The organism is Alcaligenes faecalis (genome assembly GCF_009497775.1).
Classification (GTDB): Bacteria; Pseudomonadota; Gammaproteobacteria; order Burkholderiales; family Burkholderiaceae_B; genus Alcaligenes; species Alcaligenes faecalis_D.
Genome location: NZ_CP031012.1, coordinates 2,367,877 through 2,392,231, shown reverse-complemented (window position 1 = coordinate 2,392,231; position 24,355 = coordinate 2,367,877). Strand labels below are relative to the sequence as shown.

At 57.1% G+C, this 24,355-nt stretch carries 21 protein-coding genes; all 21 read left to right on the top strand.

Features of this window, described 5'->3' with window-relative positions:
- Positions 1–4 precede the first annotated feature (4 nt).
- The 21 genes from DUD43_RS11165 to DUD43_RS11065 all read left to right on the top strand — a co-directional run bounded on the left by DUD43_RS11165 (position 5) and on the right by DUD43_RS11065 (position 24,355).
- The gene (locus DUD43_RS11165) at positions 5–805 is read left to right on the top strand and encodes a uroporphyrinogen-III synthase (protein ID WP_153230351.1); all 801 of its coding nucleotides are present in this window, start codon (positions 5–7) and stop codon (positions 803–805) included.
- Positions 806–829: 24 nt separating this feature from the next.
- The gene (locus DUD43_RS11160; RefSeq protein WP_153230350.1) at positions 830–2,188 is read left to right on the top strand and encodes a uroporphyrinogen-III C-methyltransferase; all 1,359 of its coding nucleotides are present in this window, start codon (positions 830–832) and stop codon (positions 2,186–2,188) included.
- Between the two features lie 3 nt (positions 2,189–2,191).
- A complete protein-coding gene (locus DUD43_RS11155) occupies positions 2,192–3,697 on the top strand; it encodes a heme biosynthesis HemY N-terminal domain-containing protein (protein WP_153230349.1) in 1,506 nt (501 codons plus the stop codon).
- A gap of 28 nt (positions 3,698–3,725) precedes the next feature.
- Complete coding sequence (gene ppa / locus DUD43_RS11150; protein ID WP_009462201.1) at positions 3,726–4,262, top strand: inorganic diphosphatase; 537 nt, start codon at positions 3,726–3,728, stop codon at positions 4,260–4,262.
- Complete coding sequence (locus tag DUD43_RS11145; protein ID WP_153230348.1) at positions 4,259–4,954, top strand: fumarylacetoacetate hydrolase family protein; 696 nt, start codon at positions 4,259–4,261, stop codon at positions 4,952–4,954. The genes ppa and DUD43_RS11145 overlap by 4 nt, the downstream gene beginning before the upstream one ends.
- A 499-nt stretch (positions 4,955–5,453) precedes the next feature.
- Positions 5,454–6,521 carry a hypothetical protein gene (locus DUD43_RS11140; RefSeq protein WP_153230347.1) on the top strand — a complete coding sequence of 356 codons (1,068 nt, stop codon included), beginning with the start codon at positions 5,454–5,456 and terminating at the stop codon, positions 6,519–6,521.
- A 168-nt stretch (positions 6,522–6,689) separates the two neighbouring features.
- On the top strand, positions 6,690–6,947 hold the full coding sequence (locus DUD43_RS11135; RefSeq protein ID WP_153230346.1) for a hypothetical protein: 258 nt from the start codon (positions 6,690–6,692) through the stop codon (positions 6,945–6,947).
- Positions 6,944–8,206, top strand: a complete 1,263-nt coding sequence (locus DUD43_RS11130) for a hypothetical protein (protein ID WP_153230345.1) — start codon at positions 6,944–6,946, stop codon at positions 8,204–8,206. The genes DUD43_RS11135 and DUD43_RS11130 overlap by 4 nt, the downstream gene beginning before the upstream one ends.
- Positions 8,203–8,805, top strand: coding sequence for a pilus assembly protein TadE (locus tag DUD43_RS11125; protein WP_153230344.1), 603 nt, complete (start codon positions 8,203–8,205; stop codon positions 8,803–8,805). The genes DUD43_RS11130 and DUD43_RS11125 overlap by 4 nt, the downstream gene beginning before the upstream one ends.
- A complete protein-coding gene (locus DUD43_RS11120) occupies positions 8,802–9,422 on the top strand; it encodes a hypothetical protein (protein ID WP_153230343.1) in 621 nt (206 codons plus the stop codon). The genes DUD43_RS11125 and DUD43_RS11120 overlap by 4 nt, the downstream gene beginning before the upstream one ends.
- On the top strand, positions 9,419–10,300 hold the full coding sequence (gene cpaB / locus DUD43_RS11115; RefSeq protein ID WP_153230342.1) for a Flp pilus assembly protein CpaB: 882 nt from the start codon (positions 9,419–9,421) through the stop codon (positions 10,298–10,300). The genes DUD43_RS11120 and cpaB overlap by 4 nt, the downstream gene beginning before the upstream one ends.
- Positions 10,297–11,667 (top strand): type II and III secretion system protein family protein, encoded by a 1,371-nt coding sequence (locus DUD43_RS11110; RefSeq protein WP_409049734.1) that lies wholly within the window; start codon positions 10,297–10,299, stop codon positions 11,665–11,667. The genes cpaB and DUD43_RS11110 overlap by 4 nt, the downstream gene beginning before the upstream one ends.
- Entirely contained in the window at positions 11,657–13,306 is a 1,650-nt protein-coding gene (locus DUD43_RS11105) for an ATPase, T2SS/T4P/T4SS family (protein ID WP_153230341.1), read from the top strand. Before DUD43_RS11110 ends, DUD43_RS11105 begins: the two co-directional genes overlap by 11 nt.
- Positions 13,303–14,148: a type II secretion system F family protein gene (locus DUD43_RS11100; RefSeq protein ID WP_153230340.1), complete on the top strand. Its 846-nt coding sequence runs from the start codon at positions 13,303–13,305 to the stop codon at positions 14,146–14,148. The genes DUD43_RS11105 and DUD43_RS11100 overlap by 4 nt, the downstream gene beginning before the upstream one ends.
- 2 nt (positions 14,149–14,150) lie before the next feature.
- Positions 14,151–15,011, top strand: a complete 861-nt coding sequence (locus tag DUD43_RS11095; RefSeq protein WP_228125772.1) for a type II secretion system F family protein — start codon at positions 14,151–14,153, stop codon at positions 15,009–15,011.
- Positions 15,012–15,479: 468 nt separating this feature from the next.
- Positions 15,480–15,986 (top strand): RNA polymerase sigma factor, encoded by a 507-nt coding sequence (locus DUD43_RS11090; RefSeq protein WP_153230338.1) that lies wholly within the window; start codon positions 15,480–15,482, stop codon positions 15,984–15,986.
- Positions 15,987–16,066: 80 nt separating this feature from the next.
- A complete protein-coding gene (locus DUD43_RS11085) occupies positions 16,067–17,065 on the top strand; it encodes a FecR family protein (protein ID WP_194273382.1) in 999 nt (332 codons plus the stop codon).
- Between the two features lie 313 nt (positions 17,066–17,378).
- Positions 17,379–19,790 (top strand): TonB-dependent siderophore receptor, encoded by a 2,412-nt coding sequence (locus tag DUD43_RS11080; protein WP_194273381.1) that lies wholly within the window; start codon positions 17,379–17,381, stop codon positions 19,788–19,790.
- Between the two features lie 126 nt (positions 19,791–19,916).
- A complete protein-coding gene (locus DUD43_RS11075; RefSeq protein WP_153230335.1) occupies positions 19,917–21,047 on the top strand; it encodes a YncE family protein in 1,131 nt (376 codons plus the stop codon).
- Positions 21,048–21,146: 99 nt separating this feature from the next.
- A complete protein-coding gene (locus DUD43_RS11070) occupies positions 21,147–22,325 on the top strand; it encodes an efflux RND transporter periplasmic adaptor subunit (protein ID WP_228125771.1) in 1,179 nt (392 codons plus the stop codon).
- Positions 22,319–24,355, top strand: coding sequence for an ABC transporter permease (locus DUD43_RS11065; protein WP_153230334.1), 2,037 nt, complete (start codon positions 22,319–22,321; stop codon positions 24,353–24,355). Before DUD43_RS11070 ends, DUD43_RS11065 begins: the two co-directional genes overlap by 7 nt.

Below are 24,355 nucleotides of genomic sequence, written 5' to 3'. Positions count from 1 at the left end.
CGGCATGAACCTGCCCTGTGTATTACTGACCCGCCCCGCGGGACGGAACGAAACCCTGTCGGCTGCCCTGGCCGCGCAGGGTTTTTCTTCCTTGGTTTTGCCTGCCTTGAGCCTGAAAGCGCAAAACCTGTCCGAAGCGCAATGGCAAGACCCCAAGGATTTTGACCTGGTGCTTTTTGTCAGCAGCAGTGCGGTCAATTTCTACTTTGCGGCCTTGCAGGCGCGTGACCAAAGCTGGCCTGACAAGGTATTGCTGGCTGCCGTGGGTTTTGCCACCGCTGCCTGTCTGCGCGCCCAGCCGGGCGTCTCCCCGGAAACCGTACTTCATCCTGAAAGTGCGGATTCCTTGCAGGATTCAGAGGCCCTGTGGACGGTGCTGGAGCCCCGACTTGCGCAACTTGAGCGGGTTCTGATTGTGCGCGGCCATAGCGGTCGTGAATGGTTGGGGCAGCAGCTGGAGAATCACGGTATTGAGGTCCAGCGTCTGGCGATTTACCAGCGCAGCCCCTCCCAGTGGAGTGCGGAGCAGGGCCGTCAAATTCGTGACAGTTTGCAGACAGGCCGTCTGGCCGTATTGCTCAGCAGCTCTCAAAGCGCCGATGCGGTTTTTGCCAATGTACAAAGCCTGGGTTTACAGGATGTTTGGGCGCAATGTGCCTATGTGGTCATACATCCGCGTATTGAAGAACATTTACAGTCCTTATTGTTGCAGGCTGGAATCGCAGCGCCACCAATGGTAAAAAGGTGTACGCCAGACGATGATGACATTGTCGCTGCCTTGATGGCGGTGCTCTCGCGCGATTAGCCTCACACGGATTACAATCTTGCCATGAACGATAAAACAGAGAACGCATCCGCAAGCGAACCGGAGACTCCCATTTCCAGCCCAGCCAGTACAGCGGCTCCTCGTCCGTATTCCGAACCCAAAGACAGCACCACCACGCCCCAAAAGCGTAAAAGTGGCGCGGGTCCGGCTTATGCTTTGACGGCTGTTGTTGTAGTGCTGGCCGCTGCCGGTCTTTGGTACCAGAATTCATTGCTGGAAAAGCACAAGGCCGAGCTGCAAGCCCAGCTGGCAACCAATATCAATACCACGGAGCAGGCGCGCCAAACCGCGCAGCAGGCCCTGGCCCTGGCGCAGCGTCAGTCCGACAAGCTCGCCCAGCTGGAAAAATCCTTTAACGATTCCACCGAACAGTTCCATGATCTGAGCCAGGCTTTCCAGACCATGACGGACAGCGGTTCGGAACTGGTTTTGCTGAACGATATTGATCACCTGGCCACGATTGCTCAGCAGCAACTGATGCTGGGTGGCAATGTGGCCAATGCCATCGTTTCTCTGGAAGCAGCCCAGGCGCAATTGGCACGTGCCAATCGTGTGGGTCTGGCCTCCCTGCAACAAACACTGAATGGCGATCTGGAGCGTCTGCGCGCCGCTGCCACGGTGGATGTGGCTTCGTTGTCGCGTCAGCTGGACACCTTGTCGCGTTATGTCTCGGAAGCCCCTTTGCTGGTGCCGGATGACGTTGCCGGTGGTGCGAATACTGAAGCACTGGACTTGCAGTCCGACGTTCAGGAACCTACGGAACTGGCCGCTGATGCCCCTTGGTGGGAGCGCAGCTGGAATACGGTGGAGCAGTGGGGTAGCAGCGCCTGGCGCTCTGTCAGCCACGATCTGGGGCAGTTTGTCTCCATCCGTCGTGTAGACGATGCCGCCGCCTTGCTGATGTCGCCTGATCAGGCTGCACGTTTGCGTGAAAACCTGCGTCTGCGCATTATGGCCGCCCAACTGGCCATGATGATGAACCAGTCCGCCGTCTGGCAGACCGAGCTGAATGCGGTGGCGACGGCTCTGGAAAAACGTTTTGATACGCAGTCGAATCAGGTTCAACAGGCCTTGCGCCTGACGCGTCAATTGCAAGACACCCGCATCGGTGCTCGTTTGCCTACCGTGAATAACACCTTGGCGGCTATTGAAAGCCTGCGTCAGGCTCAGGCCGGTCGTAGCCAGGACAATGCCGACGACACCACCACCGAGCAGGGCGACACGGACCACATCCTGTCCGACCCGCCTCAATCCACAGAACCTGCCAGCCAGGAGGAGCCCGCTGCTCCTGCTGCCGAACAGACTGAGTCTGCTACTCCCGCTCAAACCGGGACGGAGCAGCCCGCTCAGGCGCAGGGGTAAGGTATGCGTACTTGGTTTTGGACTCTCATCTTATTTATTGCCGCGGTTGCCCTGGCGCTGGTCTTGCGCGAGCACGCCGGTAACGTCTATTTGGTCACGCCGCATTATCTGGCACGTGCCTCGCTGACCTATGTGGTTCTGTGCACGCTGGGCTTGTTCATCGTCCTGTACGTGCTGCTGCGTCTGCTGGCCTGGTTCAGCGATGGCCCGGAGCGTTTCCGCCTGTGGCGTGGTCGTCGTGCTCAACGCCGCGATCAGGCTTTGCTGGAAACTGGCTGGATCAGCATTCTGGAAGGCCGTTACGAGCAAGCCGAAAAAGACATGATGAAGCTGATGAGCAAAACCCGCTCGCAGTCCAGCAAAGTCGTGGCAGGTTTGGCCGCAGCTCGTGCTGCGCATTATCAAGGTCAGATCGCTCAACGTGATGAAGCCTTGGCTGCCGCTCGTGCCGCCGCAGGCGATGATGCACGTTTGAAAGAAGCCAGTGCCGTGGCCTCGGCCGAGCTGTACCTGGATCAGAACCGTACCGAAGAAGCCATCGAGCTGCTGCAGGATTTGCAGGACGCCAGTTCACGTCATCTGCACGCTACGCGTTTGTTGCTGCGCGCCTATCGCCAGCAAGGTAATGCCGAGCGTGTTTACGAATTGACCCGTTTGCTGGTGCGTCGTAGTGGGATCGAACGTCAAGAGGCGCTTAACCACATTGAATTTGCCGCTGCTGCTCGTTTGCGTGTGGGGGGGGCTGAACAGTTCAAGGCCTTGTGGTCGGATCTGAAATCTGAAGAAAAGGTCTTGCCTGGCGTAGCGCTGGAAGCAGCCCTGATTCAAGAACACGAAGGCAATTTTGAAGAAGCCGGTCGTATCCTGGAACCTGCGATTGCCGCCAGCTTCGACAGCCGCTTGCTGGAAGCCTACGCCCAGTGCCCGCCTGAATATGTGGGTCGTCGTTTGGCCAAGGCCGAAGAGTGGCTGCGTAGCCAGCCCAACAATCCAGTCTTGCTGTCCACCCTGGGCCATCTGTGCCTGACCAGCCAATTGTGGGGGCAGGGCGAGCATTACCTGCTGCGTAGCCTGAAAATCCAGGGCGATCTGCGCAATCACGCTTTGCTGGGTAATTTGTACGACAGCCTGGGTCGGCACGACGAAGCCATCTCTTACTGGCGCAAGGCGGCCTCTATGGCCGGTACTTTGCCGATTCTGGCCGTCAGCACGGCCTTGCCAGCGGCTGATACCCGTCACGATCCCAGCCATACGGACGCAGACAGCCTGCCATCCCAGGATGACGACGATCTGCCGCATTACACCTATGCCGCCAGCGTCGTGGCCGAGGACCTGCCCGATCATGGCCGTCCATTGCCTGTTGTGGCCGAGCCTGTGCCTCCTGCTGCCACGCCTGAGCAAGACAGCCTGAGCTCCTCTTCGGATATGGATGATTACTTTGATACGGCTCCCATCCCTGGGGTCGATCTCTCTCAAACTTCGGATCGTCCTCGACGCTCCAACGATTAATTTCTTTTATTTTTAAAGGTTTGCACGAATGAGCCTCGCCCAAGTACCTGCTGGCAAAAAACTGCCCGACGAGATCAACGTAGTCATCGAAATCCCCATGAACTCGGATCCCGTCAAATACGAAGTTGACGAAAACGGCGTGGTTTTTGTGGACCGCTTCATGCTGACCGCCATGCACTACCCCTGCAACTACGGCTACGTTCCGCAAACCATTTCGGACGATGGCGACCCGGTTGACGTGCTGGTGATTGCTCCTTTCCCAATCCAGATCGGTGCCGTGATTCCTTGCCGTCCTATCGGCGTGCTGCATATGGACGACGAAGGCGGCGGCGATGCCAAACTGCTGGCCGTGCCTACCGACAAGCTGTACCCCCTGTACCGCAACGTGAAGTCGCCTGAAGATCTGCAGCCTGAAGAGCTGGAGCGCATCAAGCACTTTTTCGAGCACTACAAAGACATCGAAAAAGGCAAGTGGGTCAAGGTCAAGGGCTGGGACGGTATCGAAGCTGCCAAGAAAGAACTGGTAGACGGTGCCAAGCGCTTTGCTGACGGCCAGGCAAAATGAGTACCGTCATCCCCACGCCAGCGATTGCGGCACTGAACGTACAGGACAGTGAGCAGGTTTTTCCTGTACGCCGCATTTATTGCGTCGGCCGCAATTACGTCGAGCATGCACAGGAAATGGGTTTTACCGGCCGCGAAGATCCTTTCTTCTTCTGCAAACCGGCAGACTCCATCTTGAATGTGCTGCCCGGCCAAGTCTGCGACATGCCTTATCCTTCCCGCACCCAGGATCTGCATCACGAGATCGAACTCGTCGTGGCTTTGTCCAAGGGCGGGCGTGATCTGACGGTGGAGCAGGCGGCTGAATGTGTGTGGGGATACGCAGTGGGTCTGGACATGACCCGTCGGGATTTGCAGACGCAAGCCAAAAAAGCCGGTCGTCCCTGGGAAGTGGGCAAAGCCTTTGACCACTCCGCACCGACTGGCCCTCTGGTGCCACGCAGCCGTATTGGCGAGCTGTCCCAAGGTGCCATCACCCTGGACGTCAACGGTGAACGTCGTCAGACTGGCGATTTGAATCAGCTGATCTGGAATGTAGCTGAATCCATCGCTTATCTGTCGGGTCTGTTCGAGCTGGTCCCCGGCGACATCATCTTCACGGGAACCCCGGCCGGTGTCGGCTCGGTGGAACGTGGCGATGTGATGCATGGGGCGATCGACGGCCTGGGCAGCATAGACGTGCGTCTGGTCTGATCCAGGTCTGAATAGCTGGTCATGAACCCGTCTGGAGAGCAGTCTCCAGACGGGTTTTTGTATGGGCCTTTGATACAGGTCAACGGCATACAGACTTGCTATCAAGACTGGGTAAATGAAGGCATCTCTTGCGAGCCTTCCACCATTTCTGATTTTAGGGTTGGCCACGTTGCAAGCTAAGTAATAGCGGCGGCGATGTTAGGTGTCGCATAGATTGTCGAGTAGATGCCGATGATTACGGTATGGTGCTGTATTCAGAAAGCAGAGGTTACTTGTTCGGCTGCGGCTTGACGGATAAATAGGGCACGGCTTGTGTATTAGTCGATCGTAACGCCTTTCTTGTTTTAATTATGAATGCTTGGGTTGCTGGTCTTTTTTCTGTGATGTGTCTGTGTATTTGGGTGTTACTTCGCGGGGACAAGATATTTTGTGGCGGGCATCATGATTGCCGATCTTTTAATTTTGATTTTGATTCACGCTTTGGTGAGGGCATTGATCTATGGAAAAGATAGAGCCGGAATTTTCGGTATGGAAAACGCTGAAGTCTGTGAATGGATTGGCGTTGCTTTGGAATTTCGTTTTGGTTCTGGGTGGACTCGTACTGCTAGCTTTTGTCCTGAGTAATGGTTTCTTGCCCGAGCTGGATTTGTTGGGAGCGGTGTCGCTGTTAGCCAGCGTGTCACTTGTCAGTCTGTTTCTTATTCTTTCGATCTTTATGGTGACTACCGTTGGTGGTTGGGTTATGTGCAGCTGGTTCTGGGGAGCTGATGCAAAGCTACGAGGCCAGATAGCAACGTTATTTGCCATGTGTTCTGCTAGTGGTGTCTACGCGGCGATGACCATCCCGGGGGAAGCACCGCGACTGATTCAGGTCGTTGCCGTTAGTGTGTTAATCGTTTTAGTAGTATTTTGCGGAGTATTCGGAGTCAGGAGGCTCAGAGTCCTCAGGTCAACGTGGCCACGCCAAGGGGTCGGAGCAGATTTGGGGATGGCAGCTGGTGCGTCTTTCATCGGCGCAGTTCTTACAGCTTATAACGCGATACTTTTTTTGCAGCTTTATAAGGTACAGCCGGGCATTGATGATGTGGCTCAGTGGACAGGATTTGGAGTATGGTTGCTCGCTCAATCAGTCTGCATGGGAGTGGTGGCCTCATGCAATACCCTTGCAATGCGGCTCAAGGTGTCAGGTGGGCTGGGTGCGGTTGGATTTATTATTCTGCTCATTTTGTCGAATAATCCGAGTTTTGTCGTGGATAGGATGGCTAAGGCTTTAGGGATTGGGGCTTTACAAGACATAAGTGTTGTGGTTACTGAGGAGGGTTGCCAAGTGTTGAGTGTTTTTAGTGAAGGTTTCTTGTGCGTACCCGCAATTGATAGGTCGGTGTATGTCATTGAGCCCGTTACATTGCGCTCCCGTTTTGGCAAGCAAGTGTTGATTGAGTACTCCAGGCCTCTAGATGATTCTAAAGAAATGGTGTTTAAGGTTGTGGTGCAGGCCACGGAAGTGTTGGGGTGGCAGCGTCGGGAAGTGGTGGATAAGGTGGCTACGCACGAGATATTGGAGTGAATGCGAACAGGGTGCGCTTGAATCTCTTAGGTTCTCAATATGAGCTGAGTATTCCGACGGCCGCTTGATTGTTACCAACAGCCGGACAAGCCCATCCGGCTCGGTTTTTGCGAATATTCTGGCCCGCTGCCAAGGGGCAGACTGTGAACTGACTTTTGGGAGATTCCAATGAGACAGTTCATCAGGCGGCAGCGCGGCCAGGGCATGGTCGAGTATTTGATTATTGTGGCTTTGGTTGCGGTGGCGGCCATTGCCGTTTACCAGTCCTTCGGTCAGGTGATTCGCAACCAGACCGCGGCCATGGCCAAGGAACTGGCGGGCGAGGATGGTTCCGAGCAGACTCAACAAGCGCAATCGGCCGCTTCTGCTGCGGCGGCTCAAGGCAGTGGCAAGAGCCTGAAATCCTTTACGGGCAACGCGCAATGAGGTCGCCCGAGCATCCACAAGAGGGGGCAGCGCTGGCCTGGGGGCTGATTGCGCTGGCGCTCCTGTCTGTCGCCTGGGGCGGCTACTTTCACGTAAACCAGATTGCCGAGCAGCAAGGGCGCTTGTCCCTGGTGCTGGATGCTGCTGCCTATGGTGCCGCCACCGAGCAGGCGCGCACTTTGAATCTGCTGGCCTATATCAACCGGGCGCAGTTGGGGCATCAATTGGCCTTGGGGCATTTATTGACCTTGGCAAGCTGGGACAGGGCCGCGCAAACCCAGTCCGGGCAAGCGCGTCGGGCGAATCCGCCTGCGCATTTGGTCGCCATGATGTTTGGCCCTGCACATGGATTGGCCTATACCCAGGCGCGCTCTGCTGGAGACAATCAACAGGCTTTGGAGCAGGCTTTTCAAGCCCATCAGCGTTTGATTCATGACGTGCTGGCGCAGGCACAGCAGCAATTGGTAGAGGGCTTACCACAACGACGGCAAGCCATTATTCAAGCGACCTTGGACGGCAGTTTGCCGGATTGGCCTGCACAAGCCATTCGCTGGCAGCTGGAGCAGGACGATTGGCCGTTGTTCCTGGCCTTGCAATCCGGACAAGCGCAATGGCAGTCGGGGTTGAGGCATCTGGTTTCCTTGTACGGGTTTCTGGCCCCACGGGATTACGAGGCTCGTTCTTATCCCGGTGTCGATCGACGTTGCCCCTTGTGGCAACATCGTTTGCGTCGCGCTGGTCGTACTGAATTTGATAGCTCGGGACGCTGGCATTCCAACGATACGCAGTCCATGCATATGGTGCGCTCCAACCGTTGGATAGGCTGTTATTTCCGTGAATATGCCATGGCGTGGGCCTTGCAAACGCCTGCGCATGCGTCGGGGATTGATGCGCCGGATGACTTTTCCGGGCAGAGTTTCTGGAAGTGGGCGCTGGAGCAAGGCAATGGCTCCTTGCTGTCGGCTCAAGGCAATACAGTGGCGCAATCCTGGGCGCGGCGAGACGCCAGACCCTGGAGTCAAAGGCCGTGGGTAGACGGATATGCCTTGTCAGCTCCCGAGCAGAGCGCTGGCCCCGATCTGGTGCTGAGTTTGCAGGCCCAAGGCCATTTGGGGCAGACCGTTCATACACGCGCGGCGGCTCAATCTTTTTTCTCCTTGCCACCGGATAGCGCAGATTCTAGGGAGGATACGGAGCCCAGCCTGTTTCTGCCTTTCTGGCAGGCACGGTTGATGGATGCAGGGGGCCGTCGATCATGAGCAAGCAACAAAAAGGGATGGCATTGGTCGAGGCCTGCTTGCTGGGCGTGGTGTTGGGCTTGATGGTGATGGCGGGTCGCTGGCTGATGCTGCAGCAGTATCGCTTGCAGCAAATGCAGCAAAGCACGCATTTAAGTCTGTTCATACACGATGCTCATGGCAAGCCGGTTTCAGCAGTGAGTAGTTCAGTTCAAGAAGTAGCACCAGCCCGTTTTTTGGAGTCCCCGATAGCGGCAGCCCAGTCCTTGCAATGGGAGCTCTTGAGTCTGCGTAGTGGATTCTGGGCGGCACAGTCGCGTGTTTCTATTCCATGGCCGCGCTGGCTGGCGGCTCTGTCTACCAAGACGCAATTGCAACGCCAATCCTGGCTGTGGGCGGCGGCAGGGCAGGCTGCCAGTACCCAGCAGACTCGTCAGCGCTTGGAGAGCAGTACGACGGCTTGGGGTGAGGCAGTGGCATCAAGTCGGCCTGCTGCCAGAGAAACGATACGGTATGCAGGGCCTATGGACGCGGCCTGGGGCCGGACACCAGCCGATTTGGATTGGCTGAGCCGGTGGCAGGACTACGTGCCGGATCATAGACCCAAGGGGCGGCCATGAGACAGCTACTAGCTTTGCTCTTGCTGTTTTTGCTGATGCTCAGCCCTGTGCCGGCCAAAACGCAGCCCTTGCTCCTACCTTTGCAGGATTCCCAAGTTCAGTGGGATCAAGTGCAAACGGCACAGACTGATGTTGGACCTGTGTATAGCTGGGGTCTGAGTACAGACCTGGACGCGCAGACTTTGGCTTCTCGTTTGGAAGTCTTCTGTGGTGCACATTACGGAGCCATCAGAGTGGACGGGCAATGGGTATTTCTGCGTGCCAGAGATGGCAGGAACTGCGTCTTGTGGCTGGAGGATATACAGGCTCCTACCTTGTCGGGTTTGTTAAGCGTTTCCGAGCAAAGTCAGGCTGCTCACCCCTCATCTCTTTGGTCAACAGCTCCCATCGCCGGTGCTGTCTTGTGGCAGCACGAACAGCCAGGGCAAGTGCAAAGCTGGCTGCTGATGGCCGAACCTGGATGGCAAGCCGATCTGCGTCGCAAGGATTGGGGGGCGGAGGCGGGCGAGCGTTATTGGCGCAAAGGCCCAGCCGAGCTGGATGTGATGGAACTGGAGCATGAGCAGCAGCGTTACTTGCTCCTGATCTGCCGTGCCTGTGAAAAGGAGGCCTCATGATTCGGGTAAAACTCTTGTGGCTATGTCGTCATCCCAGCGCAGGGTTTGGCCTTCTGGCCTTGTTGGCTGGTTTGATGGCAGCCGGGACCAGCAGTCGTTATCTGGATCGGCAGGAAGAAGCTCTGCGGCAGGCTGCGCATCGTGTGCAGTTGGATAGGGTGGTGGCCGCGTCCAGTCTGGCAGCAGGAACGGTGCTGCAAGCAGAGCATCTGGCTGCTCGTGCTTTTCCTGCTGAACTGGTGCCTAGTGACAGCTGGGATGTGGCGCAGTTTGAGAATCTATTAGGGCAGGTATTAAGCCAGCCTTTGCGGGCGGGAGACTTGATCAGCAAGGCGCATGTGCAGGCAGTCAGCAGCCCGTTTTCACAGCAGTTGTTATCCGGCAGGCGTGCGCTGACTGTGCCAGTGGATGCAATCAGTTCGGTATCGGGTCTGATTCGGCCTGGGGATTTGATTGATATCTATGTCAGCTTTGACGACAGGCAGCGGCGGGTAACGGCTCCCTTGTTGCAGTCTGTGCTTGTCTTGGCAACGGGGCAAAAGTCAGGTGAAGGTTCAGCCTCGGCCCGGTTAGATAAGGATGCCTACACCACCTTGACGCTGGACGTAGGGCCGGACGATGCCTTGAAGTTGCTGGCGGCCAGACAGCATGGACGCATCAGCGCCTTGCTACGCAATCCGGATGACCATACGCCCCATCAGGCTGCCGTGCGGGGCGAGCTGGCCGACATTCTGGGGCTGGGGCCGGGTGCAGGCCCCAAACAGCCTGTACAGGTTTTGTACGGCAACAGACCGGCTGGGCAACTTGGACAGGCAGAAGTGGAGCGCCTGGGTTGGCTGGATATGCCGGACAGCTTTTCTATGGGGCAGCAGCCATGAGTAGAAATCGCTATTGGCCCAGGCGGGCCGCAGTGAGCTTGTTGTCTGGTGCCTTGTTTGGCGCAAGCCTGCAAAGTCAGGCTCAGGGCCTGGGGCTGCAAGTGGGTGAGTTGATGGTTCTGCCTGACACGCAGGTAGAGCGGGTGGCAGTAGGGGATGGTGATATTGTGCATGCCGTCACCACGGAATCGGGTGAGCTTATTCTGTTTGCACGCAAGACGGGTAGCACCGTGGTGCAAGTCTGGTCCCATTCGGGGCAAAGCCAGTCCTACCAAGTTGAGGTGTCACCAGAAAACCATAGGCAAACTTTGGCGGAGCTACGTAGCTTGCTGGAGCGCATTCCCGAACTACGTATCAGCGAGCTGGGCGGCAAGCTGGTGCTGGAAGGAGAAGGCTTAAGCGATCAGGACAAGCAACGCATTCAGGCCTTAAGCCAGGAGCATCCTCAACTGCTGGATTTCACGCAGCAAGATGGTTGGGAGCCTATGGTCTTGCTGGATGTGCAGGTCGTCGAGGTGCCGCGCAACAGCCTGCGGGAGCTGGGTGTGCGTTGGGACGGCAGCTCCCAGGGCGGTTTGAGTATGGGCGGGGCCTGGGATGCGGCCACTCATCAGTTTCTGGACAGGCCGGGCGAAGCGGTCTTGCCTTTGGCATTCCCTGCCAAGCAGGGGGCGGCGTTCTTTGGCGTTGGTGCCTTGATGTCTGCTCGTGTTCAGGCCATGGCACAGGAAGGGCATGCGGTGGTGCTGGCGCAGCCGCAGTTATTGGCACGTAGTGGCTCCCAAGCCGAGTTTCTGGCCGGGGGCGAGCTGCCTTACACCACCACGGACGACAAGGGAAACAGCAAGACCAGTTTCAAACCCTACGGTGTGTCGCTGCGCATTGTGCCGCGAGTTGAGCGTGGTGGGCTGGTGCGTTCGCAGATTGAGGTGGAGGTCAGCTCCGTTGATGCCAGCTTGTCCCAACCTGCCGGGCCGTCCTTGAAAACCCGACGAGCCTCGACCGAGTTCAATGTGCGCTCAGGGCAGACGCTGGTGCTGGCAGGGTTTATCTCGCGGGAAGAGTCCCGGCATGTGGACCGCTTGCCGGGGCTGGCCAGTTTGCCTGTGTTGGGCGCCTTGTTTCGTTCCGAGCGTTTTGCCCGGCAGGAAACGGAATTGGCGGTATTTGTGACTCCGACTTTGGTAGCGGCAGAACATCCTGATTTGCTGGCTCGGCAGGCGAATGCTGCCCAGTGGCTGGACCAGACTTTTCCCGATGCTCCACGCTTGAACACCCCCGTGCGTGCTGTCCCCAAGGGGGCAGGGCGAGGAGCTTGGTCGCAATGGGTAGAACCCGATAGTGAGGTGTTTCGTGTTGAACCTTGAGCTTGAGTCGGAGCTGGGGACGACGCGCCCCTGCACTGTCAGTCTGCCGGCCTTGATAGGGCGTGATCCTGCCTGTGATGTTGTTCTGCCATCGTGGCGTATCGCGCGTCAGCATGCCAGTTTGCTGGAGCGAGCGGGGGCCGTGTACATCCAGGATCATGGCTCGTTGACGGGCGTGCAGCTTAACGGCAAACGGGTCTATGACGATGGGCCCTTGCGCTTGGGTGACGTGCTGGCACTGGGTGGGTTCAAGCTGCGGATTGCCGGTTTTGGGCAGAAGGTTCAGCTCCTAAGTGATACGGCCGTTTCGGACTTGGGAAATCCACCGGAAACCTCAACACCACAGTCCTTTGCGATGGAGGAATCTCGACAGCCAGCACAAGGCGGGCAAGGCTTTTTCACTCCTGGACAAGCAGATCTACCCGTATCCGACAATGAACTGTTCAGGCAAGAACAGCAACGACTGCATCAAGCTTTGTTGAGCGCTTTGGAACTGGAGCGCCGGGATTTGTCCCGCGTGACAGACAAACAGTTGGAGCAGGAAGCCTTTGATTGCTTGGGCCGTTTGATCCAGGCCCAATGCGCTGTCCCTAAGCATGAGCAGGCCAGGCTGCAAGCCAGCGTCTGCGCCGAGGCAGTGGGTTTGGGACCTCTGGAGCCCTTGTTGGCCGATACCTCGGTCTCGGAAATTATGGTCAACCATTACGACCGGGTATTTGTTGAGCAGGCGGGGCGGCTACAGGCGCATCCCCTGGTGTTCAGCAGTGAGTCGGCCTTGCGGGCGATTATTGACCGTATCCTGGCTCCCTTGGGTAGGCGGCTGGATATCAGCTCGCCCGCAGTGGATGGGCGCTTGGCGGATGGCTCGCGTTTCCATGCCGTACTGTCGCCCATTGCGGTCAAGGGAACCTGCGTCACCATACGCAAATTCCCCAAACGACGCCTGGGGCTGGAGGATCTTTTGCAGACGGGCAGCTTGTCACCGGAGATGGCCGCTTTCCTGCAACAGGCGGTGCGGCGGCGCTGCAATATTCTGGTCTCGGGCGGAACCGGTACGGGGAAAACCACCCTGCTGAATGTGCTTAGCACCTGCATTGATTCTGGCGAACGAATCGTGACCCTGGAAGACGCGGCCGAGTTGCAGCTACAGCACAGCAATTGGGTAGCGTTGGAGTCCCGGCCTGCGAATGCAGAAGGTCAGGGGCAGGTGGATATACGGAGCCTGTTGCGACAAGCCTTGCGCATGCGGCCAGACCGTATCGTAGTGGGAGAGTGTCGGGGCGCAGAGGCCTTCGATATGTTGTCGGCCATGAACACCGGCCACGAAGGGTCGATGGGGACCTTGCATGCAAATACACCTCGTGATGCCTTGTCCCGTCTGGAAGGGATGGTGCTGATGGCAGGCCTGGATTTACCTTTGCTGGTTGTGCGAGAGCATATTGCGCGGGCTTTGCACATTATTGTGCAGCTCAGCCGTCTGCCCGATGGCAAGCGCTTGGTGCACGAGATTGTGGAGGTGACCGGCATCGAGGCGCAACGTATTCAATTGCAAACCTTGTACAGCTATCGCCCGGAGTTTGGCTTTGCTGCCAGTGGCTTGCGGTCCGAGCATGTTTCCCCCGCAGAGGGGCAAGCATGAGACTTCTAAGTATCTTGCTGATCGTCTTGAGCACCACTGCGTTGGCGTATGTGTTGCTGCGTTCAGGACAGCATCTTGCCACGCGCTATGGGCAGCAATTGCTTAAGCAGTCCGAGCAAAGCTTGCAGTCGCATTTTGTATTTGTGAGCAGCCAGTATCTGGCTTTTGGAGCCTGGGCTTTATTGCCTCTGATCTTTCTGACGGCATGGTGGCTGATGCAGTCCTTCTGGCTGGCTGCGATTGTGGCCTTGCTGGCGGCGGTAACGCCTTTAGTACTTCTGCGCTGGATGGCACGCCGACGTCTGGAAACGCTACGACGACAACTGCCGGACTTTGTGCTGTCGTTGGCCTTGAGCCTGCAAGCAGGTTTGGCCTTGCAAGCGGCTTTGCAGCAGTTGTCTCAATCCTTGCCAGCACCCTTGGGGCAAGAGCTGCGTTTGCTCTTGCGTCAGCAGCGCTTGGGGCTGAATGCCAAGGATTCATATCAAGACCTTCTGGATCGAGTGCCGGTGGCAGAACTGGCCATGCTGATCAGTGCCTTGCAGATGGGCCAGAGTACGGGGGCGGGGCTGGGGGAGCGTTTGAAGATACTGGCGCAAACCATTCGAGCGCGGCTGACTATCGAGGACAAGATAGTTGCCTTGACTGCCCAGGCTCGTTTGCAGGCACGAATCATGTTCTGTCTACCGGGTTTTGTGGCGGGGGCTTTGTACCTTCTGGATACCACGGCATTTGAGCAAGCCTGGTTCAACACATTGGGCGTTTGGGTGGCGGGAACGCTGGTGGCCATGTTGGTGATGGGGCTGTGGTGGATGCAAGTGATTCTGCGAGGGGAGGGGTGATCATGCTCACACTGATCTGGCTGCTCTCTGCCTTGAGTGCAGCCTTGTTCCTGGTCGCCTTTCTGTGGGCTTGGCGTGGCCGTTATCTGCTTTTGCTGCAAGGAGGCAGCAGTTTGAAGCAGGCGGCCTGGCAGGCTTGGGAAGCCCCGTTTTCCAGAGTCCTTAATCTCTGCCTGTCCCTGCCTTTTGTGCATGAGTGGCCGGAGCGATTGTGGGGTTCGTATGCGCAAGAGGTACGGGGGGGTTTAAGCAAACGTGTGGCCTTGACTGGATTGCTCACAGGCCTTGTCAGTGCTTTCTTGTTGACTCAAGGGGCTTCATTGATGGAGCTTGCAGGGCTGGCTGTGACAGGTCTCTTCCTTAGCGTATTGCAAGCTATCTCACGGGGAAGAAAACTGCAGCGTCAGCATCATTCCCGTTGCCGCCGGGACCTGCCATTCTTTCTGGACCTGCTGGTGCTGGCTGTCGAATCCGGGTTGGGTTTGCAGCAGGCCTGGGCGCGTGCAATGGAGGCTGTACCGCAAGGAAGCCTGCTGATCAGCTTGAACAAGGTGCAGGGCGAAGTTCGGGCAGGACGGCGTTTGCCGCAGGCGATGCGCAATGTCGCTTTAAGCTTCAGGCAGGCAGAATTGGAGGAGTTGGCTTTGTCTTTGGAGCTGGCGCAGGACACGGGCTTGTCCTTGGCCTTGTTGCTGCGTTCTCAAGCAGAAAAACTGCGTAGTCATTTACACCTGGAAGCCGAGCAAAGAGCCCTCAAGCTGCCCGTTTATCTACTGGCCCCTTTGGTCGTGTGCATTTTTCCCTGCACGTTCTTGGTGATTGCGATGAGCCTGTTAGGCCCTTGGCTGGCAGGGGGAGGTTAGGGTGATGTCCATATCAGTACTGATCAAACAGCCGCTGCGACAGGCGCAACTCCAGCCCCTGTATTTATTCGATGCCCATACTTTTTGGACCCGTTGGCGTGGCTGGAAGGCACTGCCACAAAACAAGGGTTTCGCAACTGCTGTGTGGCTGCGGCCTTGCAGAGCGGTTCATCTATGGGGAATGCGCCAGGCTCTGGATATCTGCTTTCTGGATGAAAGCGATCAGCCCTTGAGGTTTTGTCCGGCAGTAGCGCCAGGGGCGGTACGTTGGCATAGAAAAGCCAGATCGGTCCTGGAAGCGCCGCTTGGCTATCTGTGCGGACCGGAGCAGTTTGCGCCTTGGGCCGTCGCTCTGCAGGAACTACGAAAAACAAAGGGGGTAGTACGACAGGGTTACATATTTGTATATCGAAATGAGAATTATTGTTAATATGGCGAGTTCCACGATCCAATCCCCTCGCATTTGTCATGTCTCGCCCACCCACGCCCAAGAAAGGCTGGCTCGCTCATTACAGCAAGCTGGTGAGTTCATGGGCGCGCAAGTCAGGCAATCGGCAGGATGCCGAAGACGCGCTTCAGGATGTGGCCTTGAAAATGCTGGAGCAGGACACGGCGGTATTGCGTGATCATGAGCATTACTATTTTCAACGCGCTGTCTCGAACCGGGCCATCAGCATTTATCGTGCGGAACAGGTACGTCAGACCCAATCGCTGGATGCTTTGCCGGAAGAAAACCACCCGACTGCCTCAAGTACGCATGATTGGTATGAGGCCGATGAAATGGCACGCAGGATGTTGGCCGCGTTGAATGAGCTCCCCCAGGCCTGCCAGATTGCCTTTCAGTTGCGTCAGGCCGACGGCTTGTCCAATGCTGAAATAGCCGAGAAGATGGGGGTTTCTCGTAATATGGTCGAGCGCTATATGATGCGTACCTTGCGCCATTTACAAGATCAGTTATATAAAAATGCTCACTAGTCGCTCAGGACTTCGGTGCCATCAAGCGTCTTGTCTTATAAGAGGGCATGTTTTGCCCTGCTCCTGGAGGGCAGACGATCATGACTGACAGGATAGATCCCGCTACCTTGACCGACCCGCGCGATCAGGCGGCGTACTGGTACGAGCGCATGCAGTCGGACGATGTTACGGCGGCAGAACGGGTCGCCTTTGAGCAGTGGCAGCAGGCGGACCCGGACAATCAACAGCACTACCAGCAGGTCCAGTACATCTGGAGCATGGCGGCTTCGCTGCCCAAAAGCGAAGTGCAAAAACTTGGCAGGGCGCAAGGGCCGGCTGTGGATCGTAAGCCATCACGCCGCGCATTCTGGAGCTATAGCCTGGGAGTTGCCTGTGTGGCTGCACTGACGGTTGCCGCTATTGACCCCATGCACTGGCGTGCTGTCCCCGAGTATCAGGCGCAATTTGCCACGGCTCATGGCGAGCGCCGCGAGATTGTTCTGCCAGACGATTCCACTCTGTTGCTCAATACCGATACAAGCCTGACGGTCGCACTTTATGGACATCAGCGCACGGTTCGCCTGGAGCAGGGTGAAGTGTTTTTCCAGGTGGATGGCACACAAGGCACGCCCTTTGTGGTCGAGATGGAGAGCGGTGCTGTCCGAGTGACGGGTACGCAATTTAATGTGCGCCGTATCGATCAGGCTTTTTCAGTTGATGTCTTGCAGGGCTCGGTGGAAGTGAGCGCGGGTCCCTGGTGGCGTCGGCAGGTTGCCATGCTGCGGCCCGGCGATGTGGCGCGTGTTACCAAGCCTGATCATCTCAGTTCAGGCAAAGGCACGGATGTCGAAAATTCCGTGGCCTGGCGCGAGGGCAAGGTGGTGTTCCGAGGGGCGTCACTAGCTGATGCAGTTCAGGAGCTGAATCGCTACAGCGCCCAACGTCTGGTGGTGCCAGATCCCCAGATTGCTGGCTTGCGTGTCTCTGGCGTATTCAATATCGACGACCCGGCTTCTTTCCTGGCCGCCTTGCCACATATCGTGCCGGTGCAGGTGCAGCCACGCCCGGATGGGACGGCGGTGGATATTCTGGCCCGCTAGTTCGTTCTGCCCCTATGGGTTGTTGAGGTCATAGGGTACGGGCCGCATTTCCTTTCTCTTTTTGTTGATCTGTGTGGTGTACGCCAGTGCACACGCATCTGTAGCTGTGTGCGTGAAATGGCGGCATTTTTTGTAGTTGCAAATAGTTTCAATTTAGATTCAGGTTTCCATTCAGGAGGAGGGGGTGGCAAAGCGCTTTACTCATGAAGGTGCCGCGTCTCGGACGGGCACTCTCCGTATTCATGCAATCTAGCTTTGGCAACAGGCTTCGACACGCCCCAGCAGTCTTTTTTCTTGAAGGATGAACCGAATCATGGGCAACCGTCCATTCCGCTCCACCAGCAGACGGCTGGCTTCACGCTCTGCCTTGTGCATCAACCTGACGGCGATGGCCGTGCTGGGAGCGCTTTCCTTGAGCATGCCCGTGAATGTGCAGGCACAGGAGGTGGCTGTACAAATCAAGCTGCCTGCGCAGTCGCTGGACGACTCGCTGATTCAGTTGGGACGGCAGACCGATTTGCAGTTTTTCTATACCCCGCAAGTGGTGGCTGGTATTCAGGCCCCTGCGGTACAGGGCACGATGGCACCGGAGCAAGCGCTGCAGCGCCTGCTGCAAGGGACCTCGGTGCAATATCGTCGGGAGGGCAAAAATGTCATGTTGTCCCGCTTGTCCGAGGTCACGGAATTAGCGCCTGTGACCGTGGTCGGCAACTCGGGGGCGACGACAGAAGGCAGTGGCTCTTATGCCGCTGACTCCGTCACTCTGTTCAGAGGTGTGACCTCCTTGAGAGAAATTCCCCAGTCTGTGTCGGTGATGACTCGTCAGCAGATTGAAGACAGGGGCTGGACAACCTCGGCTGATGCACTGCGGCAAGTGACAGGGGTGACGCTGTCAGGCTATGAAGGCCAGGAATCTCCCAGCATTCGCGGTTTTTCCGCCAACATCCAGGCGGATGGCGTACCTATACAAAGCAGCTATACAGGTGGCACGGGCAATAACACGATCGCGCAATATGATCGCATCGAAGTGCTGCGTGGACCTTCTGCCTTGCTGTCGGGCACCGGCGAGCCCGGAGGTACGGTCAATTATGTTCGTAAACGGCCGCTTAAAGAGTTTGGCCTGTCGGGCGCACTGCGTGCCGGGTCCTGGCAACATGGGGGAGTGGATCTGGATGTCAGCGCTCCTTTGACTGAAGACGGGCGACTGCGTGCGCGTGGGGTCTTGTCTCATGACGACAAGAAAACCTTCTACGAAACCTGGTTCAACCGCTACACCCTGATTTACGGGGCCATTGAATATGATCTGACCCCCAGCACGACGTTTGGCCTGACGGGAACCTATGGCTATCAGAAAAACATCGTGAATTGGGGCTTGCCGCGATACATGAATGATGAGCTGCCTGGCCGTGATGCTTATGTAGGCTCGGATCAGCCTTCGACCCGCAAGAGCCCGGAGCTGTCTGCCGATCTGACCCACCGTTTTGATAATGGCTGGGAAACCAAGTTGACCTACAACTACGGCAAAGTGGATACCGAGGCTTACTCATTTTTCAATACGCGGATTGATGAGAAGACGGGCTTGTCCAAGGGCGGCGATGCCGGTTATCTGGACGAGTCCCGTATCTATCAGGGCGGCGACATCAGTGCCACGGGTCCCTTTGATCTGTTTGGGCAAACGCATGAGTTAACCCTGGGCTACAACATCACGGAACGTGATTACCGCTCCGCTCAGGCTTATACCGCGACGGCACCCCATTACGTGCTGGATGATCATGGCAGTTATCAGTTTGGCACCCCCACCAGCCGTAGCCAGACCGTCACCAAGCAGTCGGGCGTATATACCGCCGCCCGGTTTAGTCTTACGGACGATTTCAGGCTGATTCTGGGTGGTCGCTGGACGGATTACTCCAGCAAGAGCCGCACGACATGGCCTTCGCAAACCCGTTGGAACAGCAGCAATGCGAAAGCCAGCAATGAGTTCACCCCTTACGGTGGCCTGGTATGGGATTTTCATCCTGATATGACCTGGTATGCCAGCTATGCGGATACCTTCGTGCCACAAACCAATTTTGATTACTCGGGCAATATCCTCAAGCCACGTGTGGGCTGGCAGGCCGAAACAGGGCTGAAGGGCGAGTTTATGGATGGTCGCTTGAAAACCACCCTGGCCTTGTTCTATCTGGAGGACAAGAACCGCTCCATGGTCGATAACGAGCATATTGGTTGCGGTGGCACGGCGGCAGGCACCTGCTATCAGAGCGCCGGCAAAGTGGAAAGCAAGGGTGTAGAACTGGAGGTGACCGGCAACCCTACGCCGGAGTGGGATATCAGCGCCAGCTACACCTGGAATCGCTCGAAGATCGTTAAAGACACTAACCGGGCCAATTTGGGTGCCCCGGTCAATGCTGCCGTGCCCGTGCATATGTTCAAGCTGTGGACCCAATATCGTTTCAACAACAAGGTGCTGGATGGTGCCTTGCAAGGCTGGACGGTGGGGGCAGGGCTGAATGTGCAAAGTGACACCTATAACGGCATCTATACCCAAGGGGGCTACGCCACCGTGGCCGCCAAAATTGGCTATCAGATTGATCCGCACTGGAATGTTGATCTGCTGGTCGACAACCTGTTCGACCGTACCTATCTGCGTCAGGTCGGCTCCGCCGGGTTCAGCACCTTTTACGGTGCGCCGCGCAACGTCATGCTGAATCTGCGCTGGAAGTATTAATCGCCGCAGATTCCATATTCATCATTAGTGAACCTTGTTCTGTGCCGCCTTGAATGAGCGGCACGTCAGCCTTGTCTTCCTCGTTTTCCTGGCGTTTTACGCCAGGGCTGCCTCTTAAGGATTTATATGTCCAAGAAATCTACTTTTGTAGCGCATGGCCTGCGCTGCGTATCGGTTGCGTTGCTCCCCTTGTTTTTGCTGGGCTGCACGTCGCAAGCATCAGAAAAGCAGGCGGGTGCCGCTTCTGTTGTCTCCGCTCCGGTATCAGGCGCTGTCTTGCGTCAGGATATTGCGCAGGGAATTTACGAGCTGGTTTATAGCCCCGGTTCCAACGCTGTGTTCGTCGCCAGTAGTGCGGAATTTTCCGGCAAAGGGGGCGGTGCGATTTATCAACTGGACCCAAAGACACTGGCTGTTCAGAAAACCATAGCTTTACCACTCAAGCCATTTGCCCTGGCGCTGGACACACGCAGCAATACGCTTTACGCAGGGCATACGCTGGATGGCGCTGTCTCAGCGATTGATGCCTCTACCGGGACGGTCAAGGGCACCCTGCATCATGGCGTGAACAATGCCAAAGGCAAGGCCGTGCATACGCGTCAGATTGTTGTCGATGAAGATGCTGGCCAGGTCATCGTCAGCGGTGTGACGGACGGCGGTTTTATCTGGGTAATCGACAGCAAGAAGTTCGCCACCGAGCGCATTCTTCGCGACATTGACGCGCCAACCGCAGGTCTGACCCTGGATGCCGCAAATCATCAATTGCTGGTCAGCGGCACCGCGGCCTATGCCGTGTTTGATACCCGTAGCTGGGAACAGATCAGTGAAAACCGCATTCCCGAGAAGCGAGATTCCTCCGATGCCAGACGGCGCTTTCTGGTGAATACCGCGCTGGATAGCAAGAGCGAGCGACTGTTTGCCAATCAGCTGAATAACGGCGAAGGCACTTTGGTGTTTGACATGAAGACGGGTTCGATTCTGCACACGATTCCGACGGGAGAAACTCCGGTGGGGATACGCTACAACCCGATCCGCAATGAAGTGTATGTCGCCAGCCGCGATAGCGGCACGCTCAGCGTGATCGACGCCACCAGCTACGCCATCAAACACAGTATTGCTTTGCCAGCTCATCCTAATACGGTAGCGGTAACGCCGGATGGCCAGCGCTTGTATGTCAGTGTGAAGCAGCTATTTGCCGAGGAAGGGCAACCGGCCGTGCTGGACCAAGTGGTTCGTATCGACTTGCAAGCACTGTGAAATGACAAGAAGCCAGCCAATCTTCCTTTTTGGACGGGTGCCTACAGCGCCACCGTTGGCTGGCTTCCTGGTGTGAAACCTGGATGGAGCATGAGTTAAATGGCTGTAACTTCCCGGCGCATGGTGCGCCGCCTGCTGGCGGTCCTTGCCCTGGCTTTGCTGGTGCTGTTGTTTTGGCGAGCCTTGTGGCGCACCGATCTGGCTATTGAGACCGAGCCAGTGCGCCGTGGCAGTCTGGAGCTGTCTGTTTCGGCTTTGGGAACCCTGCAACCGCATCGATATGTGGATGTGGGTGCGCAGGTGTCCGGTCAGATCAAGCATATTGCCGTGGACGTGGGCGATACCGTGGTCAAAGGGGATCTGCTGGTGGAGATCGATCCTGCGGTGCAGTTGGCTATGGTCAATGCGAACCGCGCTACCTTGGACAGCCTGCGCGCCCAATTGGCCGAGCAGCAGGCCCAGCTGGAACTGGCCAAACTCAAGGCGACCCGCCAGCAGCGTTTGCACCGGAATGAAGCGACCAGTATTGAATTGCTGCAAGATGCGCAGGCGCATGTGCGGATTACGCAGGCGCGGGTCAGCAGCCTGACGGCGCAAATTGCGGGCGCGCAGTCCACGCTGGAGGGTAACGAGGCCTTGCTGGGCTATACCCGCATTTATGCCCCGATGGACGGCACCATCATTACGCTGGAAGCGCGTGAAGGCCAGACGCTGAACGCCACTTACCAGACACCAAATTTGCTGCGTCTGGCTGATCTGACAAGCATGACGGTCTGGACAGAAGTGTCCGAGGCGGATGTGGGGCGGGTGAAGCCGGGTATGCCGGTGTATTTCACGACCTTGGGCTTGCTGGATGGCAAGGGGGAGTCGCGCCGGTGGGAAAGTCGCTTGCGGCAGGTGCTGCCTGCACCGCCTGTTAAAAGCGGCGAGGGTGGTGTGGATTCTTCCTCTGGCAGCAAGGCTGTCAGCTACACCGCTTTGTTCGATGTGGAAAATACGGACGGTAGCCTGATGCCGCAGATGAGCGCCCGCGTTTTCTTTGTGGAGGCCAGTGCCCAGAATGTCTTGCTGGCACCTTTGGCCGGGATGCAGGCCACGCCGGATCAGGATGTCTTTACTGCCCGCGTCTGGACCGGTAATGAGAGTCTGGAGACTCGTTCAATCAAAATCGGCATGAAGGACCGTTTGCACGTTGAAGTTGTGTCCGGCCTGGAGGAAGGCGAGGCGCTGGTCATGCGTTTAAGCGAAGAAAGCGGTGCCAAGAGGTTGCGATGGTGAACGAGATTCAGCCGCGACCTGCGCTGATTGAACTGACTGATATCCGCAAGCAATACGGTGGCCGGGATGGGGCTCCTGCGGTGGAAGTTCTGCATGGGCTTTCGCTGAACATACAGGCCGGAGAGTTCGTGGCGATTGTGGGTGCGTCGGGGTCGGGCAAGTCCACCCTGATGCATATCCTGGGGTGCCTGGATAGGCCTACATCAGGCAGCTACCGTTTCCTGGGCCGCGACGTGGCGCAGATGTCCGGTGATGAGCTGGCTGGATTGCGTCGCGAGGCTTTTGGTTTTGTGTTCCAGGGCTATCACCTGATTCCTACCCTGAATGTCTTGCATAACGTGCAAATGCCTGCGGTCTATGCAGGCATGCCAGTGCAAAGGCGTGAAGAGCGGGCAACCGGCCTGCTGGCACGCCTGGGCTTGGCCGACAAGACGACGTACCGCCCTCAACAGCTTTCGGGTGGTCAGCAGCAGCGCTTGTCGATTGTGCGCGCCTTGATGAATGGCGGTCAGGTCATCCTGGCCGATGAACCTACGGGGGCGCTTGATAGCCGCAGTGGCGCGCAGGTAATGGCTTTGCTCAATGAGCTATCCGACGCAGGCCACACCGTGATTCTGATTACCCACGATGACAAGGTGGCAGCGCAGGCGCGACGCATCGTGCGTATTAGTGATGGGGAAATTGTCGAGGATAGAGTCCAGCCGGGCGGGCAGGACAGTCTGGCTGTGGCAAGTGAAGGCAGCAAAGATAGTCCCATGCCGGTCGACAAGGCCGGTTTTCCGTCCCATACCTTGTTGGATCGTGTCGGCACAGACTCGCAAGCCTCATCCGCGTCCTGGCTGCAAGATATTGGCACGCTCTTGTCCAGCGCCTGGCGTGCTCTTTGGGTCAGCCGCTTTCGTACTTTCCTGACTTTGCTGAGCTTTGTGATTGGCGTGACCTCGGTGATTGTGTTGGTCGCAGTCGGTCAGGGGAATAACGAAAAGTTGCTGCAACAGATCGCTTTGTGGGGGACGCATCGCATGTATGTTCGCCCGGATGTGGATGCTGCGACCGGAATGCGGGGGGAGTTTTACGAACGGGATGCCAAGGTGTTGGCGCAGGTTCCCAATGTACGTATTGCGATGCCGTATCTGGCCGAGTCTGCCTTGTTGCGGGCAGGTTCACAGACCTTTGCCACCGAAGTCTGGAGCGTGACATCGGATGCACCTGCGGTCCTGAACTGGAATGTGCGTCATGGGATGTTCTTTACACCCGAGGATGACGAAGCCTTGGCGCCCGTGATTGTTCTGGGAAAAGAGGCTAGGGAACGATTGTTCCCTGATACGCCTGCCCAGGAAGTGATTGGCCAATATTTGCTGCTTAACAACACACCGTTGCGGGTCGTTGGGGAGCTGGAGGAGAAGGGCTTGATCAGTGGCAGCAGTCATGATGATGAGCTGGTGCTGATTCCTTACTCAACCTCCAGCCAACGTATTTTTGGCAAACCTCAATTGAGCTTTGTCTCGGTCGTGGTCCATGACCTGGACGCATTGGATCAGACGGTGACGGACATCGAACAGGTACTACGTGAAACCCGGCGGGCGAGTGATTTCAGGGTGAGCAACAGTGCTGCCGTGGTGCAGGGCAGGAAAGAAGTCCTGCGCCAGCAAACGCTGCTGCTGGCGCTGATCGCCGGTATCTCTCTGGTGGTCGGCGGGCTGGGCGTAATGAATATCATGCTGATGTCCGTCAAGGAACGTACTCGGGAAATCGGTATTCGCATGGCCACCGGCGCGCGTCAGCGCGACATCCGCCGACAGTTTCTGAGCGAGGCGGTGGTTGTGTCTTTCACGGGTGGTGTGGCCGGGGTGGTGATTGGACTGGCTATCGGTGCTTTGCTGATGTTGTGGGGCGTGCCAGTGATCTTCTCGGTACGGGCCATGTTGGTGGCCTTCTTGTGTGCGCTGGGGACGGGCGTGGTGTTTGGCATCATGCCCGCGCGTCAGGCGGCAAAGCTTGATCCGGTCGTGGCGTTGGCGGGGGAGTAA